Source organism: Streptomyces griseus (assembly GCF_001715295.1).
GTDB lineage: Bacteria > Actinomycetota > Actinomycetes > Streptomycetales > Streptomycetaceae > Streptomyces > Streptomyces griseus_G.
In genome coordinates this window covers 1,321,081-1,335,994 of sequence record NZ_MDKB01000002.1, presented here as the reverse complement: position 1 = coordinate 1,335,994, position 14,914 = coordinate 1,321,081, and the positions used below count along the sequence as shown (strand labels likewise).

At 70.4% G+C, this 14,914-nt stretch carries 15 protein-coding genes; 8 read left to right on the top strand and 7 right to left on the bottom strand.

All coding sequences use genetic code 11. The annotated features are described in order from the left end of the window. The first annotated feature begins 39 nt into the window (after positions 1-39). Positions 40-879 (top strand): GIY-YIG nuclease family protein, encoded by an 840-nt coding sequence (locus BA175_RS12560; RefSeq protein WP_069171372.1) that lies wholly within the window; start codon positions 40-42, stop codon positions 877-879. 98 nt (positions 880-977) lie between these two features. Further along, on the top strand, positions 978-1,637 hold the full coding sequence (locus BA175_RS12555; RefSeq protein WP_139131386.1) for an Eco29kI family restriction endonuclease: 660 nt from the start codon (positions 978-980) through the stop codon (positions 1,635-1,637). Between the two features lie 276 nt (positions 1,638-1,913). Here the strand turns inward: BA175_RS12555 and BA175_RS29525 are convergent, their stop codons facing one another. After that, positions 1,914-2,837, bottom strand: coding sequence for an Eco29kI family restriction endonuclease (locus BA175_RS29525; RefSeq protein ID WP_079159510.1), 924 nt, complete (start codon positions 2,835-2,837; stop codon positions 1,914-1,916). Positions 2,838-2,949: 112 nt separating this feature from the next. On the opposite strand from BA175_RS29525, the gene BA175_RS12540 reads away from it, so the two are divergent. Continuing rightward, positions 2,950-3,153, top strand: coding sequence for a hypothetical protein (locus tag BA175_RS12540; RefSeq protein ID WP_069171369.1), 204 nt, complete (start codon positions 2,950-2,952; stop codon positions 3,151-3,153). Between the two features lie 762 nt (positions 3,154-3,915). Here BA175_RS12540 and BA175_RS12535 read toward each other — a convergent pair. Then, positions 3,916-5,325: an NAD(P)/FAD-dependent oxidoreductase gene (locus BA175_RS12535; protein ID WP_069171368.1), complete on the bottom strand. Its 1,410-nt coding sequence runs from the start codon at positions 5,323-5,325 to the stop codon at positions 3,916-3,918. 93 nt (positions 5,326-5,418) lie between these two features. On the opposite strand from BA175_RS12535, the gene BA175_RS12530 reads away from it, so the two are divergent. Further along, positions 5,419-6,330 carry an aminoglycoside phosphotransferase family protein gene (locus BA175_RS12530; RefSeq protein ID WP_079159629.1) on the top strand — a complete coding sequence of 304 codons (912 nt, stop codon included), beginning with the start codon at positions 5,419-5,421 and terminating at the stop codon, positions 6,328-6,330. Positions 6,331-6,363: 33 nt separating this feature from the next. Beyond that, on the top strand, positions 6,364-6,840 hold the full coding sequence (locus tag BA175_RS12525) for a GNAT family N-acetyltransferase (RefSeq protein ID WP_069171367.1): 477 nt from the start codon (positions 6,364-6,366) through the stop codon (positions 6,838-6,840). 7 nt (positions 6,841-6,847) lie between these two features. On the opposite strand, the gene BA175_RS12520 is transcribed toward BA175_RS12525, so the two are convergent. Together BA175_RS12520 and BA175_RS12515 are read right to left on the bottom strand one after the other, a co-directional pair. Beyond that, positions 6,848-7,846 (bottom strand): zinc-binding dehydrogenase, encoded by a 999-nt coding sequence (locus tag BA175_RS12520; protein ID WP_069171366.1) that lies wholly within the window; start codon positions 7,844-7,846, stop codon positions 6,848-6,850. A 46-nt stretch (positions 7,847-7,892) separates the two neighbouring features. Further along, entirely contained in the window at positions 7,893-9,083 is a 1,191-nt protein-coding gene (locus tag BA175_RS12515) for an NAD(P)-binding protein (protein WP_069171365.1), read from the bottom strand. A 108-nt stretch (positions 9,084-9,191) separates the two neighbouring features. On the opposite strand from BA175_RS12515, the gene BA175_RS12510 reads away from it, so the two are divergent. Continuing rightward, positions 9,192-9,896: a pentapeptide repeat-containing protein gene (locus tag BA175_RS12510; protein WP_069172079.1), complete on the top strand. Its 705-nt coding sequence runs from the start codon at positions 9,192-9,194 to the stop codon at positions 9,894-9,896. A 36-nt stretch (positions 9,897-9,932) separates the two neighbouring features. Here BA175_RS12510 and BA175_RS12505 read toward each other — a convergent pair whose 3' ends face one another. Both BA175_RS12505 and BA175_RS12500 read right to left on the bottom strand, forming a co-directional pair. After that, positions 9,933-10,430 carry a hypothetical protein gene (locus tag BA175_RS12505; protein ID WP_069171364.1) on the bottom strand — a complete coding sequence of 166 codons (498 nt, stop codon included), beginning with the start codon at positions 10,428-10,430 and terminating at the stop codon, positions 9,933-9,935. A 253-nt stretch (positions 10,431-10,683) separates the two neighbouring features. Beyond that, on the bottom strand, positions 10,684-11,259 hold the full coding sequence (locus BA175_RS12500) for a TerD family protein (protein ID WP_069171363.1): 576 nt from the start codon (positions 11,257-11,259) through the stop codon (positions 10,684-10,686). A gap of 172 nt (positions 11,260-11,431) precedes the next feature. On the opposite strand from BA175_RS12500, the gene arfB reads away from it, so the two are divergent. After that, the gene (gene arfB / locus BA175_RS12495; RefSeq protein WP_069171362.1) at positions 11,432-11,866 is read left to right on the top strand and encodes an alternative ribosome rescue aminoacyl-tRNA hydrolase ArfB; all 435 of its coding nucleotides are present in this window, start codon (positions 11,432-11,434) and stop codon (positions 11,864-11,866) included. Between the two features lie 397 nt (positions 11,867-12,263). Here arfB and BA175_RS12490 read toward each other — a convergent pair whose 3' ends face one another. Further along, a complete protein-coding gene (locus tag BA175_RS12490) occupies positions 12,264-12,770 on the bottom strand; it encodes a flavin reductase family protein (RefSeq protein ID WP_069171361.1) in 507 nt (168 codons plus the stop codon). Positions 12,771-13,123: 353 nt separating this feature from the next. On the opposite strand from BA175_RS12490, the gene cdgB reads away from it, so the two are divergent. After that, positions 13,124-14,782 carry a diguanylate cyclase CdgB gene (gene cdgB / locus BA175_RS12485; protein ID WP_069171360.1) on the top strand — a complete coding sequence of 553 codons (1,659 nt, stop codon included), beginning with the start codon at positions 13,124-13,126 and terminating at the stop codon, positions 14,780-14,782. Positions 14,783-14,914 lie beyond the last annotated feature (132 nt).

Sequence of the window (14,914 nt, the reverse complement as noted above, 5' to 3'; positions counted from 1 at the left end):
TAGGCTGCCCGCGATCATGCCGACAAGGGAGTGGGACCGATGGCGCCGGTGGTGGGCTCCGACGACGGGACGCAGTACCACAAGGACTTCACGTTGAGCATCACTAAGGCGCTCGGTGACCAGCTGGCCGCCGCCCTCGATGGACTCGACAGGGCTCCACTCACGGAGCCGAACATCGCGCGGCTCAAGGAGAAACCCGGGGTCTACCAGCTCTACTTGAACGGCGAGTTCGTCTACGTCGGCAAGGCCGACAAGTCCCTGCCGGCCCGTCTCCGCAACCACCTCGGCAAAATTTCGGGGCGCCGCAACATCTCCCCGGACGAGATGGCCTTCTCGTGCCTGTACGTAGCCGAGGACTTCTCCGCCCTCGCCCCGGAACAGCTGCTCATCACCCATCACAAGGGCATGGGCGACATCCCCTGGAACAACAACGGCTTCGGCAACAAGGATCCTGGCCGCCAGCGGGACAGCACCGTCCTGAAGCAGAACCACTTCGACGTCGTGTTCCCCATCGATCTTGACCGACCGATCAAGGGGTTGTTGCCCGGCGAGACGACGCTGCAGGAACTCCTGGAGACCATCAAGGCTGGCCTCCCGTACAACTTCAGGTACGGAAAGTCGGCGGACTTCAAGGCTCGAAGCGTTCACGTGCCATCGGCCGCAATGACCGCCGACGAGGTCTTCCAGCTGGTCTCGGCGGAGATACCGGCTAAATGGCAGGTCGCCGCTCTCATGGGCTACGTGATCATGTACGACGACAGCCCCAATGACTACAAGAGCGCGTGGCGGTACTACCGCGCTGGCCAACGCGTCAACGCCGTGCCCGAGGCCGAGCCGGCAGGGGACATCGAAGTCGATCCGCCAACAACAGGGGGCTGACCCAGCCCGCGCGGACCAGCATCCCATCCAGTAGCCAACGATTCCGAACAAGAAACGGAGAAGCCGCCGTGTCAGCCCAACTTCCCTTCGATGGCGTCGTGGACGAGCCGCCAAAGGCTGGCGCCGACAGCATCTACGACCCGCTTCGACGGGAAAACCTCGGGCGCAGTGTGCTCTGGGCGCTAACGTCCGGCGAGCCTATTCGGATGGACAGGGTCCGGTCGTTCAACGGCTGCGGGATCTACGCGATCTATTACGCGGGGGACCACGAGCTGTACGCGCCGATCTCCGGATCGTTCGAGGTGCCCATTTATGTGGGTAAGTCTGATCCTGAGGGCGGCCGCAAGGGCGCTGAGGTCGCCGAAGCGTGGGCAGGAACGCCGCTTTGGAAGCGACTCTCGACCCATCGGCGGAAGCTCAAAGCGGCCGCTGATTTCGAACTGGAAGACTTCTACGTCCGCTACCTCCCCGCCGACGACCTCTTCACGCCGATGGCCGAGCGCTTGATGATCCAAGACCTCCAGCCTGTCTGGAACGTGATACTTGAGGGCTTCGGCGTGAACCCTCAGGGAGGGCCCCGCCAGGCCGAACAGATGCGACCAAAGTGGCATGAGGTCCACACCGGTGTGGCGTGGGCCGACGGGATGCGCCCCCAGCCATCGGGGCCCATGCCACTCCGAGAAGCGGTCCGCGAGCACCTGAAGCTGCATGCAACGCCTCCGACGAGCGCGGCCGGGCGGCCCCCCGGAGCGATCTGATCACGCTCTAAGCCGACCCGTGGGCGGTGGCACACTGGCGGAATGATCAGGGAACCAGCCGAGGCCGCCATCTCCGAAGCAGGCGCCATCGAGATTCCCTTGGGGGTGCTCGCGGAGGCGGGGCTGTCTCCAGGAGCCGCTGTCGTTGTGTATAGCGCCGGGGATGGGCGGATCGTTGTTCGCAGGCGAGACGACGCGATCCGTGATCTGTTGGAGAAGGGCATGCTGTAGTCGGGGCGCCCCCAGCCCCTGGTCCGTCGGTCGAAGCCATGCGCTTTAGTCACTTGCCATGCGAGCGAAGTGCTGCCGCACCGCCCGTTGCAGATCGGCGCGGCTCAACTCGGCGTCCCTCTGGCGCTCGGACTGCGGCCTTCCCGGATGCAGCTCATCCCAGAACGTCCGAGGGGTCGTTGCCGCCCGAAAGCTGCCCTGCTTGTGGACCCCGAAGCCTTTTACGACGACGTTCCAGACCGGTCGGTGATCACCGATCATGAGCCGCTCAGGGCCGATCGTCCAGATTTCGTCTACTGGGAGATACCGCACCAGGAAGTCCTGGGCATCAAGGTCGTGTACGTCCTCGAGCGATCTCAGATGAGTGCGCAGCCGACGATTCATGGAACCCCGGACGACCATCCCGCTACGAGACTTCCCACTCGGCAGGGACTTGCCGACATAGATCGGAACCGCGCAAGCCGATGAGGACACCGGGCGATAGAGCGAGTGCGACCCCACGTAGTACAGGGCGTACAGACCTTCGACCGGCGCCGCAGGGAACGAGGCAAGCGGGACGGGTGGAGCACTTTCCAGCGCCCACTGCACTGACCGTTCCAGGTTCTCGCGTCGTAGCGGGTCGAACCGGCCTGAAGTGTCGGCGGCATCGTCTACCTCAGAGCTGGGTTCTCGGGCGAACTGCCGGCTCCGGTCCTCTGCTCGCGGCCCGGGGGGCGGAGTCCGCCGATCCTCCTTGGCTTGCCTGAGCAGTTCAAGCAACGGGGTCGAGTCCGCGCCGAGAGCCTGGCAGATCCTAACGACCGTATCCGCAGATGGGATTTTCCGGCCCTTACGGGCGTTCAGTGCGTTGCTGATCACTGTCCGCCCCAGAGAACCGCACCTAGCGACGAGCTGATTGACGTTCCAGCCGCTCATCACACGCAAGTCAGTGAGGCGCTGGCCCAGTTCCGCCAGCGGGTCGTTCGTCACGCACCCTCCCCCGATCCCCTTGTTCACCTCTGTGCGCCATTGTGCATGGTGAACAAAAAGTGTCGATCACGGGTGGAAGGTAGGTCCGGACAACGACGAAGGAGGGCTGCAGGTGTCATACGAGTACATCGCCATCTGGGTGTTGAGCGGGGTGATAGCCGTGGAAACGGCCGTGATCTGCGGAGGGATCACAGGCGTACTGCACCACCTCGGGGGCAACCCTCTTCCGGCTGTCCTGCTGAAGGCTGGCACGGCGTTCGGAGCCTGTCTCACGTTGAGCGCCGCGATGGCAGGGCTCGTGATCAGCAAGGGTTGATGATCCCGGCAAGGCCAGACAGGGCCCTTCCGGATTTTGCTGGACGGGCCCTGCCTCACCGCATGCGTGCAACCGCTTCACCCTGAAGCAGCGGTGGGGCCGGCCACCCGCTACGACGCGGTCAGCGCGATGATCGGAAAAAAGCGCCCGGGGCCCCTGGGCTCCAGCCGAGGGGTGAGGTTTGGGGCCCCCGGCTCGGGGGCGAGTCACGCAGGGCCAGGAGTGAGGGCCCGTACGGACGGTCGCCTTTCGAAGGCCAGCGACCTGCGGTTTTTCGGTCGTCGCACGTCTCGCTTGCGTGAGCGCTGCGTGAGCGGACTGGGCAGCACTAGGGTGGACCCAGCGTCATAGTGATCAAGGTCAGGTGTCCCTGACCTGGGGAAACGAGATTCTATGGCATCGTCCGGCACCAGCCGGGAGGATCTCGCGGGCCCTTGTAATGCGTAGGTCGTCGGTTCGAATCCGACAGGGGGCTCGACGAGATCCCCAGGTCGGACAGTGTCCGCCCTGGGGATTTCTGTTCGTTCGACGCGTCGGCGTGAGCGGGCGGGGGCCGCGCGGCGGCTGCCGGTCTCAGTGCCGGTCTCGGTCGCGCTCGCCGGCGCCGGTTCCGGAGCGGGCAGGAAGGCGGCGCCCCTCACTCGCCCCGCGCTCTGGGCCGTCGGTTCGCATCCGACGGAAGCGTGGTGGAAACCCCAGGTCACACGCTCGTGACCTGGGGTTTTCGCTGTCGCGCACCCGATGTGACCGGCTGCCCGACGCTCAGCGCCGTCCTGCCACCCGGTTCGCCAGCTTGGCGAGGCGGTGGGTGTCCGAGGTCGCGGACGTGGATTCCCGGCGGTCGGCGGTGCGGTAGGCCGCGTAGAGGGCGTGGACGCCGAGCCAGCGCAGGGGTTCGGGTTCCCAGCGGCGGACCTTGTGGCCGACCCAGGGGAGGGTGGTCAGCTCGGTGGGGCCGGCCTGGCCGGAGTCCTGCTGGATGAGGTCGCGCAGGGTGCGGGCGGCGAGGTTGGCGGTGGCCACCCCGGAGCCCACGTACCCGCCGGCCCAGCCGAGGCCGGTGGAGCGGTCCAGGGTGACGGTGGCGCACCAGTCGCGGGGGACGCCGAGTACGCCCGACCAGGCGTGGTCGATGCGGGCGCCCGCGGCGCTGGGGAAGAAGCGGACGAGCAGGTCGCGCAGGGCGTCGACGGTGGCGGGCCGGGTGCGGTCCGTCCCGTTGACGTGGGCGGCGGCGGATCCGTAGCGGTAGGGGACGCCCCGGCCGCCGAGGGCGATGCGGTCGTCGGCGGTGCGCTGGGCGTACATGTAGGCGTGGGCCATGTCGCCGAGGGTCTCGCGGCCGTCCCAGCCGATGGTGTCCCAGAGGGCTTGGGGGAGCGGCTCGGTGACGATCATGGAGGAGTTCATGGGGAGCCAGGTCCGCTTCTGCCCCTTGAGGGACGCGGTGAAGCCCTCGGTGCAGCGCAGGACGTACGGGGCGCGGACGGTGCCGTACGGCGTGATGGCGTGCTTCGGTCTGATCTCGGTGACGGGCGTCGACTCGTGGAGGGTGACGCCGAGGGCTTCGACGGTCTCGGCCAGGCCCGTGACGAGCTTGGCGGGGTGCAGGCGCGCGCCGTGCGGGGTCCAGCTGGAGCCGACGGCTCCGGTGACCCGGACGCGCTCGGCCGTCTCCCGGGCCCCCCGCAGGACGCGGCCGGTCTCGCCGAAGGCGATCTCGACGGAGTGGAAGTCCTTGAGGCGGGCGAGTTGCGCGGGGGTGCGGGCGATCTCGAGGACGCCGCCGTGGTGGATGTCGGCGTCGATCTTCTCCTCGCCGGCGACGCGGACGACCTCGCCGACGGTGTCGTTCATGGCCTGCTGGAGGCGGACGGCGGCGTCGTGGCCGTGGAGCCGGGCGTAGCGGTCGCGGCCGGCGATGCCGTTGTACAGCCAGCCGCCGTTGCGGCCGGAGGCGCCGTAGCCGCAGAAGGAGGCTTCCAGGACGGTGATGTTGAGGAAGGGGACGGCCTTCTTGAGGTAGTACGCCGTCCAGAGTCCGGTGTAGCCCCCGCCGACGATGCAGACGTCGGCCGTGGTGTCGCCGGGCAGGGGTTCGCGGGGCACCGGGGTGCCCCCGTGCGCGTACCAGAACGATATGCCGCCGTTGACGGTACTGACGGTGCTCATGTGTCCCCTGCTTGTCCGTGTGCAGCCGAGTCGCTGGAGGGAAGGTACTGCGCGGCCGGGGGTTTCGTCGTGCTGCCCCCTACGCTTACGGGCGTGATCGAGGTCCCGGAGGAGTTGGTGGCCCGCCAGACCGCTCTGAACGGGGAGCGGGGGCGGGAGTTCGTCGCCGTGTTGCCGGTTCTGGCGGAGCGGTTCCTGGAGGAGTGGGGGCTGCGGCGGGACGGGGCCGCGATGTGCGGGATGTGCGCGCTGGTGCTCCCCGTGGTCCGGGAGGCGGACGGGCGGCGGGCGGCGCTGAAGCTGCAGGCGGTCGACGAGGAGACGGTGGGCGAGCCGGTCGCGCTGCGCGCCTGGGGCGTGGCCGGGGCCGGGGCGGTGACGTTGCTGGAGTACGACGTGGTGTCGGGGGCGATGCTGCTGGAACGGCTCGACGAGGGGCGGTCGTTGGCCGGCGTACCGGATGCCCGGGAGGCGGTGCGGGTACTGGCGGCGTCACTGGCCCGGCTGGTGGCCGTACCTGCTCCGGTGGGGATGCGGCGGCTGGGGGACATGGTGGCGCGGATGCTGCAGGCGGCTCCGGGGGCGGCCGGTTCGCTGGTGGACGAGAGTGAGCGGCGGTTGGTCCTGGACTGCGCGGCGGCGGTGCGGGAGGTGGCGGGGGAGCCGGGGGACCGGCTGCTGCACTGGGATCTGCACCACGACAACGTCCTGGCCGGACGTGCGGAGGAGGGGCGGGCCGGTGAGTGGGTGCCGCTCGACCCGAAGCCCCTGGCGGGGGATCCGGGTTTCGAGCTGTTCCCGGCGCTGGGCAACCGGTTCGACGCGTCCGAGGTCCTGTGGCGGTTCGATCTGCTGACGGGCGTGCTGGGCCTGGACCGGGAGCGGGCGCGGGCGTGGACGCTGGGTCGGGTCCTGCAGAACGCTCTGTGGGGGATCGGGCGCGGGGAGTCGCGGCTGCCGGCGGACCACGGGGAGATCGCGCGGCGGTTGCTGGGGCGGATGTGAGAGGCGGATGGCCTGCGTGTCTAGGCTGCGCTCATGATTCGTGTCGCTACCACCGCAGATGTTCCCGTCATGCATGCCATGGTCCGGGAGCTGGCCGAGTACGAGAAGGCGCTCCACGAGGCGAACGCCACCGAGGAGCAGCTGAGGGAGGCCCTCTTCGGGGAGCGGCCCGCAGCGTACGCGCATGTGGCGGTGTCGGAGGAGGACGGCGAAGTGGTCGGGTTCGCGCTGTGGTTCCTCAACTTCTCGACGTGGCGCGGGGTGCACGGCGTGTACCTGGAGGATCTGTACGTACGTCCCGAGCGGCGCGGGGGCGGTTACGGCAAGGCCCTGCTGAGGGAGCTGGCACGGGTCTGCGTGGACCGGGGGTACGGGCGCCTGGAGTGGTCGGTGCTGAACTGGAACGCCCCGTCCATCGCGTTCTACGAGTCGCTGGGGGCTCGTCCGCAGGACGAGTGGACGGTGTACCGGCTGACGGACGGGGCGCTGGCCGAGCTCGGGGGCCGGTGAGCGGTGGTCAGGGGATGAGGACCACCTTGCCGATGGTGCCGCGGTTCTCGAGGGCGCGGTGGGCGGTGGCCGCTTCGGCGAGGGGGTAGCGCTGGACGGCGGGGCGGAGCCGTCCGGAGGCCGCTTCGGTGAGCGCCGCGGTCTCCAGGGGCCGTAGGCCGCCGGCCCTTTCGGTCATGGCGGGTCCGAGCACGTTCTGCGAGGTGAGGCCGCGTGCGGCGAGTTCGGCGTCGGTGAGGGTGAAGGGTCCGCCGCCGCGGAGGCCCGTCCCCGACCAGCCGAAGGCGATGTGCCGGCCGCCCCGGCCGAGCAGGTCGGTCGCGGCGCGTGCGATGTCGCCACCGACGGAGTCGTAGACGACGGTGGCGTCGCGGCCGAGGGCGTCGAGGTGGGTGCGGACCCGACAGGGCCAGTCGGGGAGGGTGTAGTCGACGGCGAGGTCGGCTCCGTCGGCGGTGACGTGGGCGACCTTGGCCGGGCCCCCGGCCAGGCCGATGACGGTGGCGCCGGCGTTCTTCCCGGACTGGACGAGGAGCGTGCCGATGCCGCCGGCGGCGGCGAGGACGACGGCGACGGAGTCGGGGCCGAGGTCGGTGAACTGGCGGATGCCCAGAGTGGTGCGGCCGGTGCCGATCATGGCGACGGCTTCGGCGGCGCCGAGTCCGTCGGGGACGAGGTGGAGTCTTCCGGCGTCGGCGACGGCCAGTTCGGCGTAGCCCCCGGGGGCCGTACCGAGGTGGGTGACGACGCGGCGCCCGAGCCAGGCGGGGTCGGTTCCCCTGCCGAGTGCGGTGACGGTGCCGGCGACCTCCCGGCCAGGGATCGTCGGCAGGCAGGGGACCGGGAACGAGCCGGTCATTCCTCCGCGCAGGGCGGTGTCCAGGAGGTGCACACCGGCCGCCGCGATGGTGATACGTACCTGGCCGGGGGCGGGTTCGGGGTCGTCGGTCCGTTCGTAGGTGAGGTTCTCGGCGGGGCCGAAGGCGTGGAGACGGATGGCGTGCACGGCGTGCTCCCCGTTACTGGGCGGTTGGTCGTCCCACCCTCGGTGCTCAACTGCGCTTGAGGTCAAGTCCGGTGTCCCGGGGTGCCGTGCCGAGGAGTTCCAGCGCCCGGACGGCCGCCTCGATGCCGCTGGTGAAGGAGACCTCGCTGAGGAGTCCGGGGGCGGCCACCTGGTCGCCGGCGAGGAGGATGCCGTCGCCGCGGTCGATCGCCGGGCGGTCGCGCCAGGTGGTGCCGGGCCGGTCGACGGCGCCGGTGCGGCCGGAGGCGAGGGCTTCGCGGCGCCAGGTGGTGCGGGTGCGCCAGCCCGGGAAGCCGAGGTCGAGGAGATGCTCGGCGCGTCGGACGGCTTCGGCGCGCGGGGTGCCCGGGGCAAGGGGGATCTGGCCCTGGACGAGTTGCTCGCCGTGGGGCGCCAGGGTGGGGTCGGAGGCGGTGAACCGCTCGATCCAGCCGGGTGCGTCGAGGTCGGAGAGGATGTACGGGTCGCCGCGCCGGGTCCGTACCGCGAGGTCGACGAGGGTGGTGCGGCCGCTGTCCCACGTCAGGGAGGGGTCGTCGAGCAGCGTCCGGGCCGAGTCCAGGTGGGTCGCGACGATGACCGGGCCGGTGCGGGCGAGCCCGGCCAGGGCGGAGGCGTCGACGCGCCGGGTCGTCTCGACGCGTACGCCGAGGTTCCAGGCCCGGGCGGCCATCCGGTCGACGAGCTGGGCCCAGCCGCCGACGGGGTAGCGGGCCTCGGGAGGCAGCGCCGTGGCGCGGCGGAGGCGTTCCTGGACGAAGGCGGCGGAGAGCGAGCCGGGGTCGTGGTGGAAGAGGGCCACGCCCATGTAGTGCGCGGCGGCGCGGGCCGTCTCTTCGTCCGTCTGCCCGGTGGCCCAGCTGAGGAAGTCCGTGTCGACGGGGGCGTGGCGGCGGCGGGCGAGACGGAGCAGGCCGAGGGGCGGAACCCTGCGCAGGGCGCCGTCCCGGTGGAAGAGGAAGCGGGTGCCCTCGAAGAGCGGTGCGGAGGCGAGGGGCCCGAGGAGACCGCGCTGCTTCAGCCAGGCCCAGTGCGGACCGCCGCGGTACAGCGCGTGCGGACCCTCGTTGGTGAGGTAGGGCCCTTCGGCGGTCCTGGCCCGTCCGCCGAGGGTGTGGTGGGCTTCGTGGAGGGTGACCTGGGCCCGGCACTCGGCGGCGGTGACGGCCGCGGTGAGTCCGGCGAGGCCGCCGCCGACGATGTGGATGCGCTGCATGGCTCGTCTCCTCGCGGTGGGCGCTTCTGCGTCTGTGACGGATCGGCGGGGCGGGTGTGTGACATCGACGGCGGGGATGTTGTCAGTGGCGTGCGTCACGATGAGGGCATGGCAGGGAGAAGCAGTGGAGGCCGCGGGGGCGCGAGGGCGGACGGGAAGGGGGCGGTGGCGGTGGCCCGGCGGCCGGAGGTCCGTTTGCCGGCGCTCGTGGCGTACGACGGTGAGGGGCTGGAGCCCGACGGGGACTACGACGGGGTGCGCTTCGAGGAGGTGGATCTGGCGGACGCCTCGGGGGCGGGTGCGCGCTTCATGGACTGCGCGTTGCGGGGGTGCGCGCTGGACCGGGCGGAGCTGGTGCGGTCCCGGTTCATCGATTCCGTGCTGACGGGCGTCCGGGGGGTGGGCACGGACCTGGCCGGGGCGTCACTGCGGGATGTGGAGATCGTGGACGCGCGGCTGGGCGGGACGCAGCTGCACGGTGCGGTGCTGGAGCGGGTGCTCGTGCGCGGCGGGAAGATCGACTACCTGAATCTGCGCAGGGCGCGGCTCAAGGACGTCGTGTTCGAGGGGTGTGTGCTGGCCGAGCCGGATTTCGGGGGCGCGCAGCTCGTCCGCGTGGAGTTCCGTGACTGTGTGCTGAGGCGGGCCGATTTCAGCGCTGTCCGGATGGAGTCGGTCGATCTGCGGACGGTCACCGAGCTGGACATCGCGCGGGGCGTGGAGCGGTTGGCGGGGGCGGTGATCAGCCCGTCCCAGCTGATGGAGCTGGCTCCGGCGTTCGCGGCGCAGATCGGGGTGCGGGTGGAGTCGTAGCGGCCCGGCGCCGGGGCGGTTGGCGGGGGCCGGGGTTCAGAGGCGGGGGAAGCGGGCCTGCAGGTCCCAGATGACGGGGTTGTCGGCGAGGCCTTCGTGCATGTCGGCCAGGTCGGCGATCAGGTCGTGGAGGAAGTCGCGGGCTTCGCGGCGCAGGGCGGAGTGGCTGAAGGTGAGCGGGGGCTCGTCGCCGGGCATCCAGTCGGCCTCGACGTCCACCCAGCCGAAGCGGCGCTCGAAGAGCATGCGGTCGGAGGATTCGGTGAAGTCGAGCTCGGCGTACTGCTGCCGGTGGGACCGGTTACCCCGGGGGTCCTGGTCGATCTGCTCGACGATGTCGCAGAGTGCCCAGGCGAAGTCCAGTACGGGCACCCATCCCCAGGCTGTGGATACTTCGCGGTCCGCCGTGGTGTCGGCGAGGTAGACGTCCCCGGAGAACAGGTCGTGCCGCAGGGCGCGGACGTCCGCGCGGCGGTAGTCGGTCTGCGGGGGGTCCGGGAAGCGCCGGGAGAGGGAGTAGCCGATGTCGAGCACGCTCAGATGGTGTCATGCCCGGTGACCGGTCCGGGCAGGGCCGGTCCCGGAGGCCGCCCGGCCGGGGCTCCGTCGGCGCGGGAGACGGCCGGTCCGGTCCTGGAAGCCGGGCCCGCGCGGCTCTGGGAGGCGTGCGGAGCACCGGGAGCGGCGTGCGGCGCGCGGCAGGAGGGGGCGAACCTGCGGGAGGGGCGGACCTGCGGAACCCCTGGCCGGCGGGGCCGGCCGGGGGTTCCGTGGGACGGTCGTTACCTCAGAGGTTGACGCCGAAGTCCTGGGCGATGCCGCGCAGGCCCGAGGCGTAGCCCTGGCCGACCGCGCGGAACTTCCACTCGGCGCCGTTGCGGTAGAGCTCGCCGAAGACCATGGCGGTCTCGGTGGCGGCGTCCTCGCTCAGGTCGTAGCGCGCGATCTCCGTGCCGCCGGCCTGGTTGACGATACGGATGAAGGCGTTCCGCACCTGGCCGAAGTTCTGGCCGCGCGACTCGGCGTCGTAGATGGACACCGGGAACACGATCTTGTCGATGTCCGCCGGGAGGCCCGCCAGGTTGACGTTGATCTGCTCGTCGTCGCCCTCGCCCTGGCCCGTGACGTTGTCACCGGTGTGGACGATGGTCTGGTCCGGCGTCGACTTGTTGTTGAAGAAGACGAAGTGTGCGTCGGAGTGGACCTTGCCGGCGGTGTTGACCGCGATCGCCGAGGCGTCGAGGTCGAAGTCGGTGCCGGTGGTGGTGCGGACGTCCCAGCCGAGGCCGACCGTGACGGCGGTCAGGCCCGGTGCCTCCTTGGTGAGCGAGACGTTGCCGCCCTTGGACAGGCTTACTGCCATGGGAAGTCCCTTTCCTCGTCGTGTGCGGGCTTCGTGCCATCACGAAAGCTACCGTCACCCGTCCTAACGCAGGCGGGGGACCACGAGGTTCCAGCTCGCTTTACTTTCTTTGCCGAACTTCTGGTCGAACGACCGCGAAACAAGGTGACGAACGGCCTGTGGGCCGGAGACTATGGGTGTCATGTCCGGGCCCTATGTCATCCGCGGTTCGGTCTCCCTGCCGGAGGCCGAACTCATGTGGCGTTTCTCGCGGTCCTCCGGGCCCGGCGGGCAGCACGTCAACACCAGCGACTCCCAGGTGGAACTCCGTTTCGACCTCGCCGCGACCGAGGCGCTGCCCGAGGTCTGGAAGGCGCGTGCCCTCGAACGCCTGGCGGGCAGGCTGGTGGGCGGGGTCGTGTCCGTACGCGCCTCCGAACACCGCTCCCAGTGGCGCAACCGCGAGACGGCCGCCGTCCGGCTCGCCGCGCTTCTGGCGGAGGCGACCGCCCCGCCGCCCAAGCCGCGCCTCAAGAAGAAGATCCCGCGGGGCATCAACGAACGCCGCCTGCGCGAGAAGAAGCAGCGTGGCGACACCAAACGCGGACGCTCCGGCCGCGACTGGTAGGCGCGTACGCGCGGCGCCGTCCGTGCGCCGGCGTTCGGGCACCGCTGTGAAGGGTCGGTGTCCGTGCGCGAGGTACGAAAAGCGCTGCACAGGCGGCGGTGTCCGTGCGCGGGGTACGGAAAGCGCTGCACAGGCGGCGGTGTCCGTGCGCGGGGTACGGGAAGCGCCGTGCCGGCGTCGGCGGCAGCGCGCGAGGTAGATACGGGGAGTGCCGCGCGGCCGGCGGCGTCCGCGCGCGAGGTACGGGGAGCACTCGCAGCCGTCGTCGTCCGGGCGCATGCGTACGCCGCCGCGGCGCAGGCGCCGACGCGCTCCCGTACGGGCACGGCGGTGGAGGCGCCGCCGTGCGGCGGCAGGTCACGCAGGCGCGGGAGTGAGCCCCCGAGCCCCCCGCCCGTCACCCCAGGCGCCGGTAGCGCCCCTTGAAGTACGTCAGAGGTTCGCCCTCCGCGCTGGGCAGCTCCGCCGTCAGCACCCGGCCGATCACCAACGTGTGGTCGCCGGCCGTCACCCGCTGCTCCGTCCGGCACTCCAGCGTGGCCAGTGCGCCGCCGATCAGCGGGGCGTCCGTGACCTCGCCGCGTACATAAGGGAGGTCCTCGAACAGCAGCCGGTCACTGATCCTGCCCTTCATGGCGAACCGTCCCGCGATCTGCCGCTGGCTCTCCGCCAGTACGGAGACCGCCCACAGGGGCTGCTCGGCGAGCAGGTCGTCCATCCGTGAGTCGTTGCGCAGGCTCACCATGACCAGCGGCGGGTCCAGGGAGACCGACACGAAGGCGGTCGCGGTCATCCCGACGTCCTCGCCGCGGCCGTGCTCGTCGAGCGGCGATTCCTGGGCGGTGATCAGCACCACGCCCGCGGCCAGACGGGACAGGGCGGCACGGAAACGGTCGTTGCTCACCCCTTCAGCATGGGGGACGGCTTCGGGGCGCGGGGCGTGGGACGTCTTCTGCAGCACACCAGGCACGCTAGTGCCGCGTGGGGCGCCCTCGCATCGGGCCAGGGGACCAGGCAGGTCCTAGGACCCCGGGACCATCGGTATGCAGAGCAGATTTGCATCCAGAAAGAAAATGGCGGTCTCGCGGGCATCTCGGAACCCAGTACTCCGCGTTGTGACTTGAGTCACAGAGGGCGGTATTTGTTGACCCTGTGTACCGGGTGCGCAGCGCACTGTGATTCAGTGACCGTGACACTGCAACAAGTACGTCGATATGAAACCTGGAGTTGCTGTCGAGGTCTCGGGGAGTGCGAGCAATGGAGGCCGAGTCGGAGCCGTACGTCCGCCTTGCGACCATGCGGCAGCTGCACCAGGCCGTCGCTGATCTCAACACGGCGCGGAGTCTGGCGGACACGCTGCAGGCCGTAGCCGACGGCATCGTCGCCGGTCTCGGCTACGAGTTGGGCTGCGTCAACCTGGTCCGCCCCGACGGTGACCTCGTCGTCGCCGCCTTCGCCGGCAACTCCGCCGCGGAAGCCCTGATCACGGGCCGTGTCGGCTCGCGTGATTCGTGGGACCGCCGGCTCTCCATGGGCGAGGCGTGGGACGGGCTCCGGTTCATACCGCACACCGAGGGCTGGGTCCTCCTCGACGACGACGTACCGCAGTGGCACACCGAGGGGCCCGAGCCGCGCTTCGAGGACGAGTGGCACCCCCTGGACCGTCTCTACGCCCCGATGTACGCGTCCGGCGGAGGTCAGGACCTCCTGGGCGTCATCTCCGTCGACAGGCCGCGCAACGGCCGCCGCCCGGGCGCCTGGGGCCGTGAGGCGCTCCAGATGTACGCCTCCCAGGCGGCGATTGCGATCAGTAACGCCCGTCTCCGAGCAAACATGCAGCGTGCCCTGGTCCGGCTGGAGCGCGAGCAGCAGGCGCTGCGGGCCAGTGAGGAATCCTTCCGCCAGGCGTTCGAATACGCCCCCAGCGGGATGGCCATCGCCGAGATGGGCGGGGACCAGCACGGCCGGCTCCTGCGGACCAACGACGCGCTCTGCCGCCTGCTGGGTCGGCCGGCGTCCGTCCTCCGCCGCTACTCCTTCGCCGACCTGGTCCACCCCGAGGACATCGGGACCCTGCTGCGCACGTCGGCCGAGGGCGGGCGGGCGGAGCTGCGGCTCGGACGCAGGGACGGCACGTACCTCTGGGTGTCGCTGCGCAACTCCGTCGTCGCCGACACGGCCGACGGCCCGCGGTTCCTGCTCACCCACGTCGAGGACATCGAGGAGCGCAAGCGCAACGAACTGCACCTCGCGCACCGCGCCTCGCACGACGCGCTCACCGGCCTGCCCAACAGTGCGGAGCTGCGCGCCCGGCTCAGCGCCCGGCTGTGCGAGAGGCCCCACTCGACGGGCACCTCCATGGCGGTCGAGGCGCTGGACGCCGCCTACGGGGACATCGAGGCCACCTCCCCGCACGGCTACCGGGCCGACGGGTACGAGGCGGACGGCCTGCCGGGCACCGGCCCCTACGACCACCACGTGCACACCGTGGCTCCCCATCCGGAGCGGGACGACGGTACGAAGGGGCTCGCGGTGCTCTTCTGCGACCTCGACGGCTTCAAATCGATCAACGACCGCTTCGGGCACCACGCGGGTGACGCGGTTCTCATCGAGGTCGCCCGGCGGCTCACCACCTGTGTACGGGACGGGGACACCGTCGCGCGGCTCGGAGGTGACGAATTCGTCGTCCTCGCGGACGGTCTGGGGGAGGCCGACGCCGCGGACCTGGCCGTACGCTTGCGTAACGCCATCATTCCGCCCATCCGGGTGGACGGCCGGGCAGTCAGGGTCGGGGCGAGTTTCGGTATCGGCTGGGCCGAGTGCGGCATGACCGAGGAAGAGGTCCTGCACTCCGCCGACCAGCGGATGTACGTGGAGAAGCGGTCCAGGTCGAAGGTTCACCGCAGAGCCGGCTGACGTTCACACCGCCGCTGTCCCCGTACCACACCCCGTTTCCGGGGTACCCGAGGGCAATTCGGCGCGTGCTCCGTTCGGGGTAGGCTCGGCCGGTCGGCGACGGCTGGCGACATGGTGAGGAGTGACCCAGGG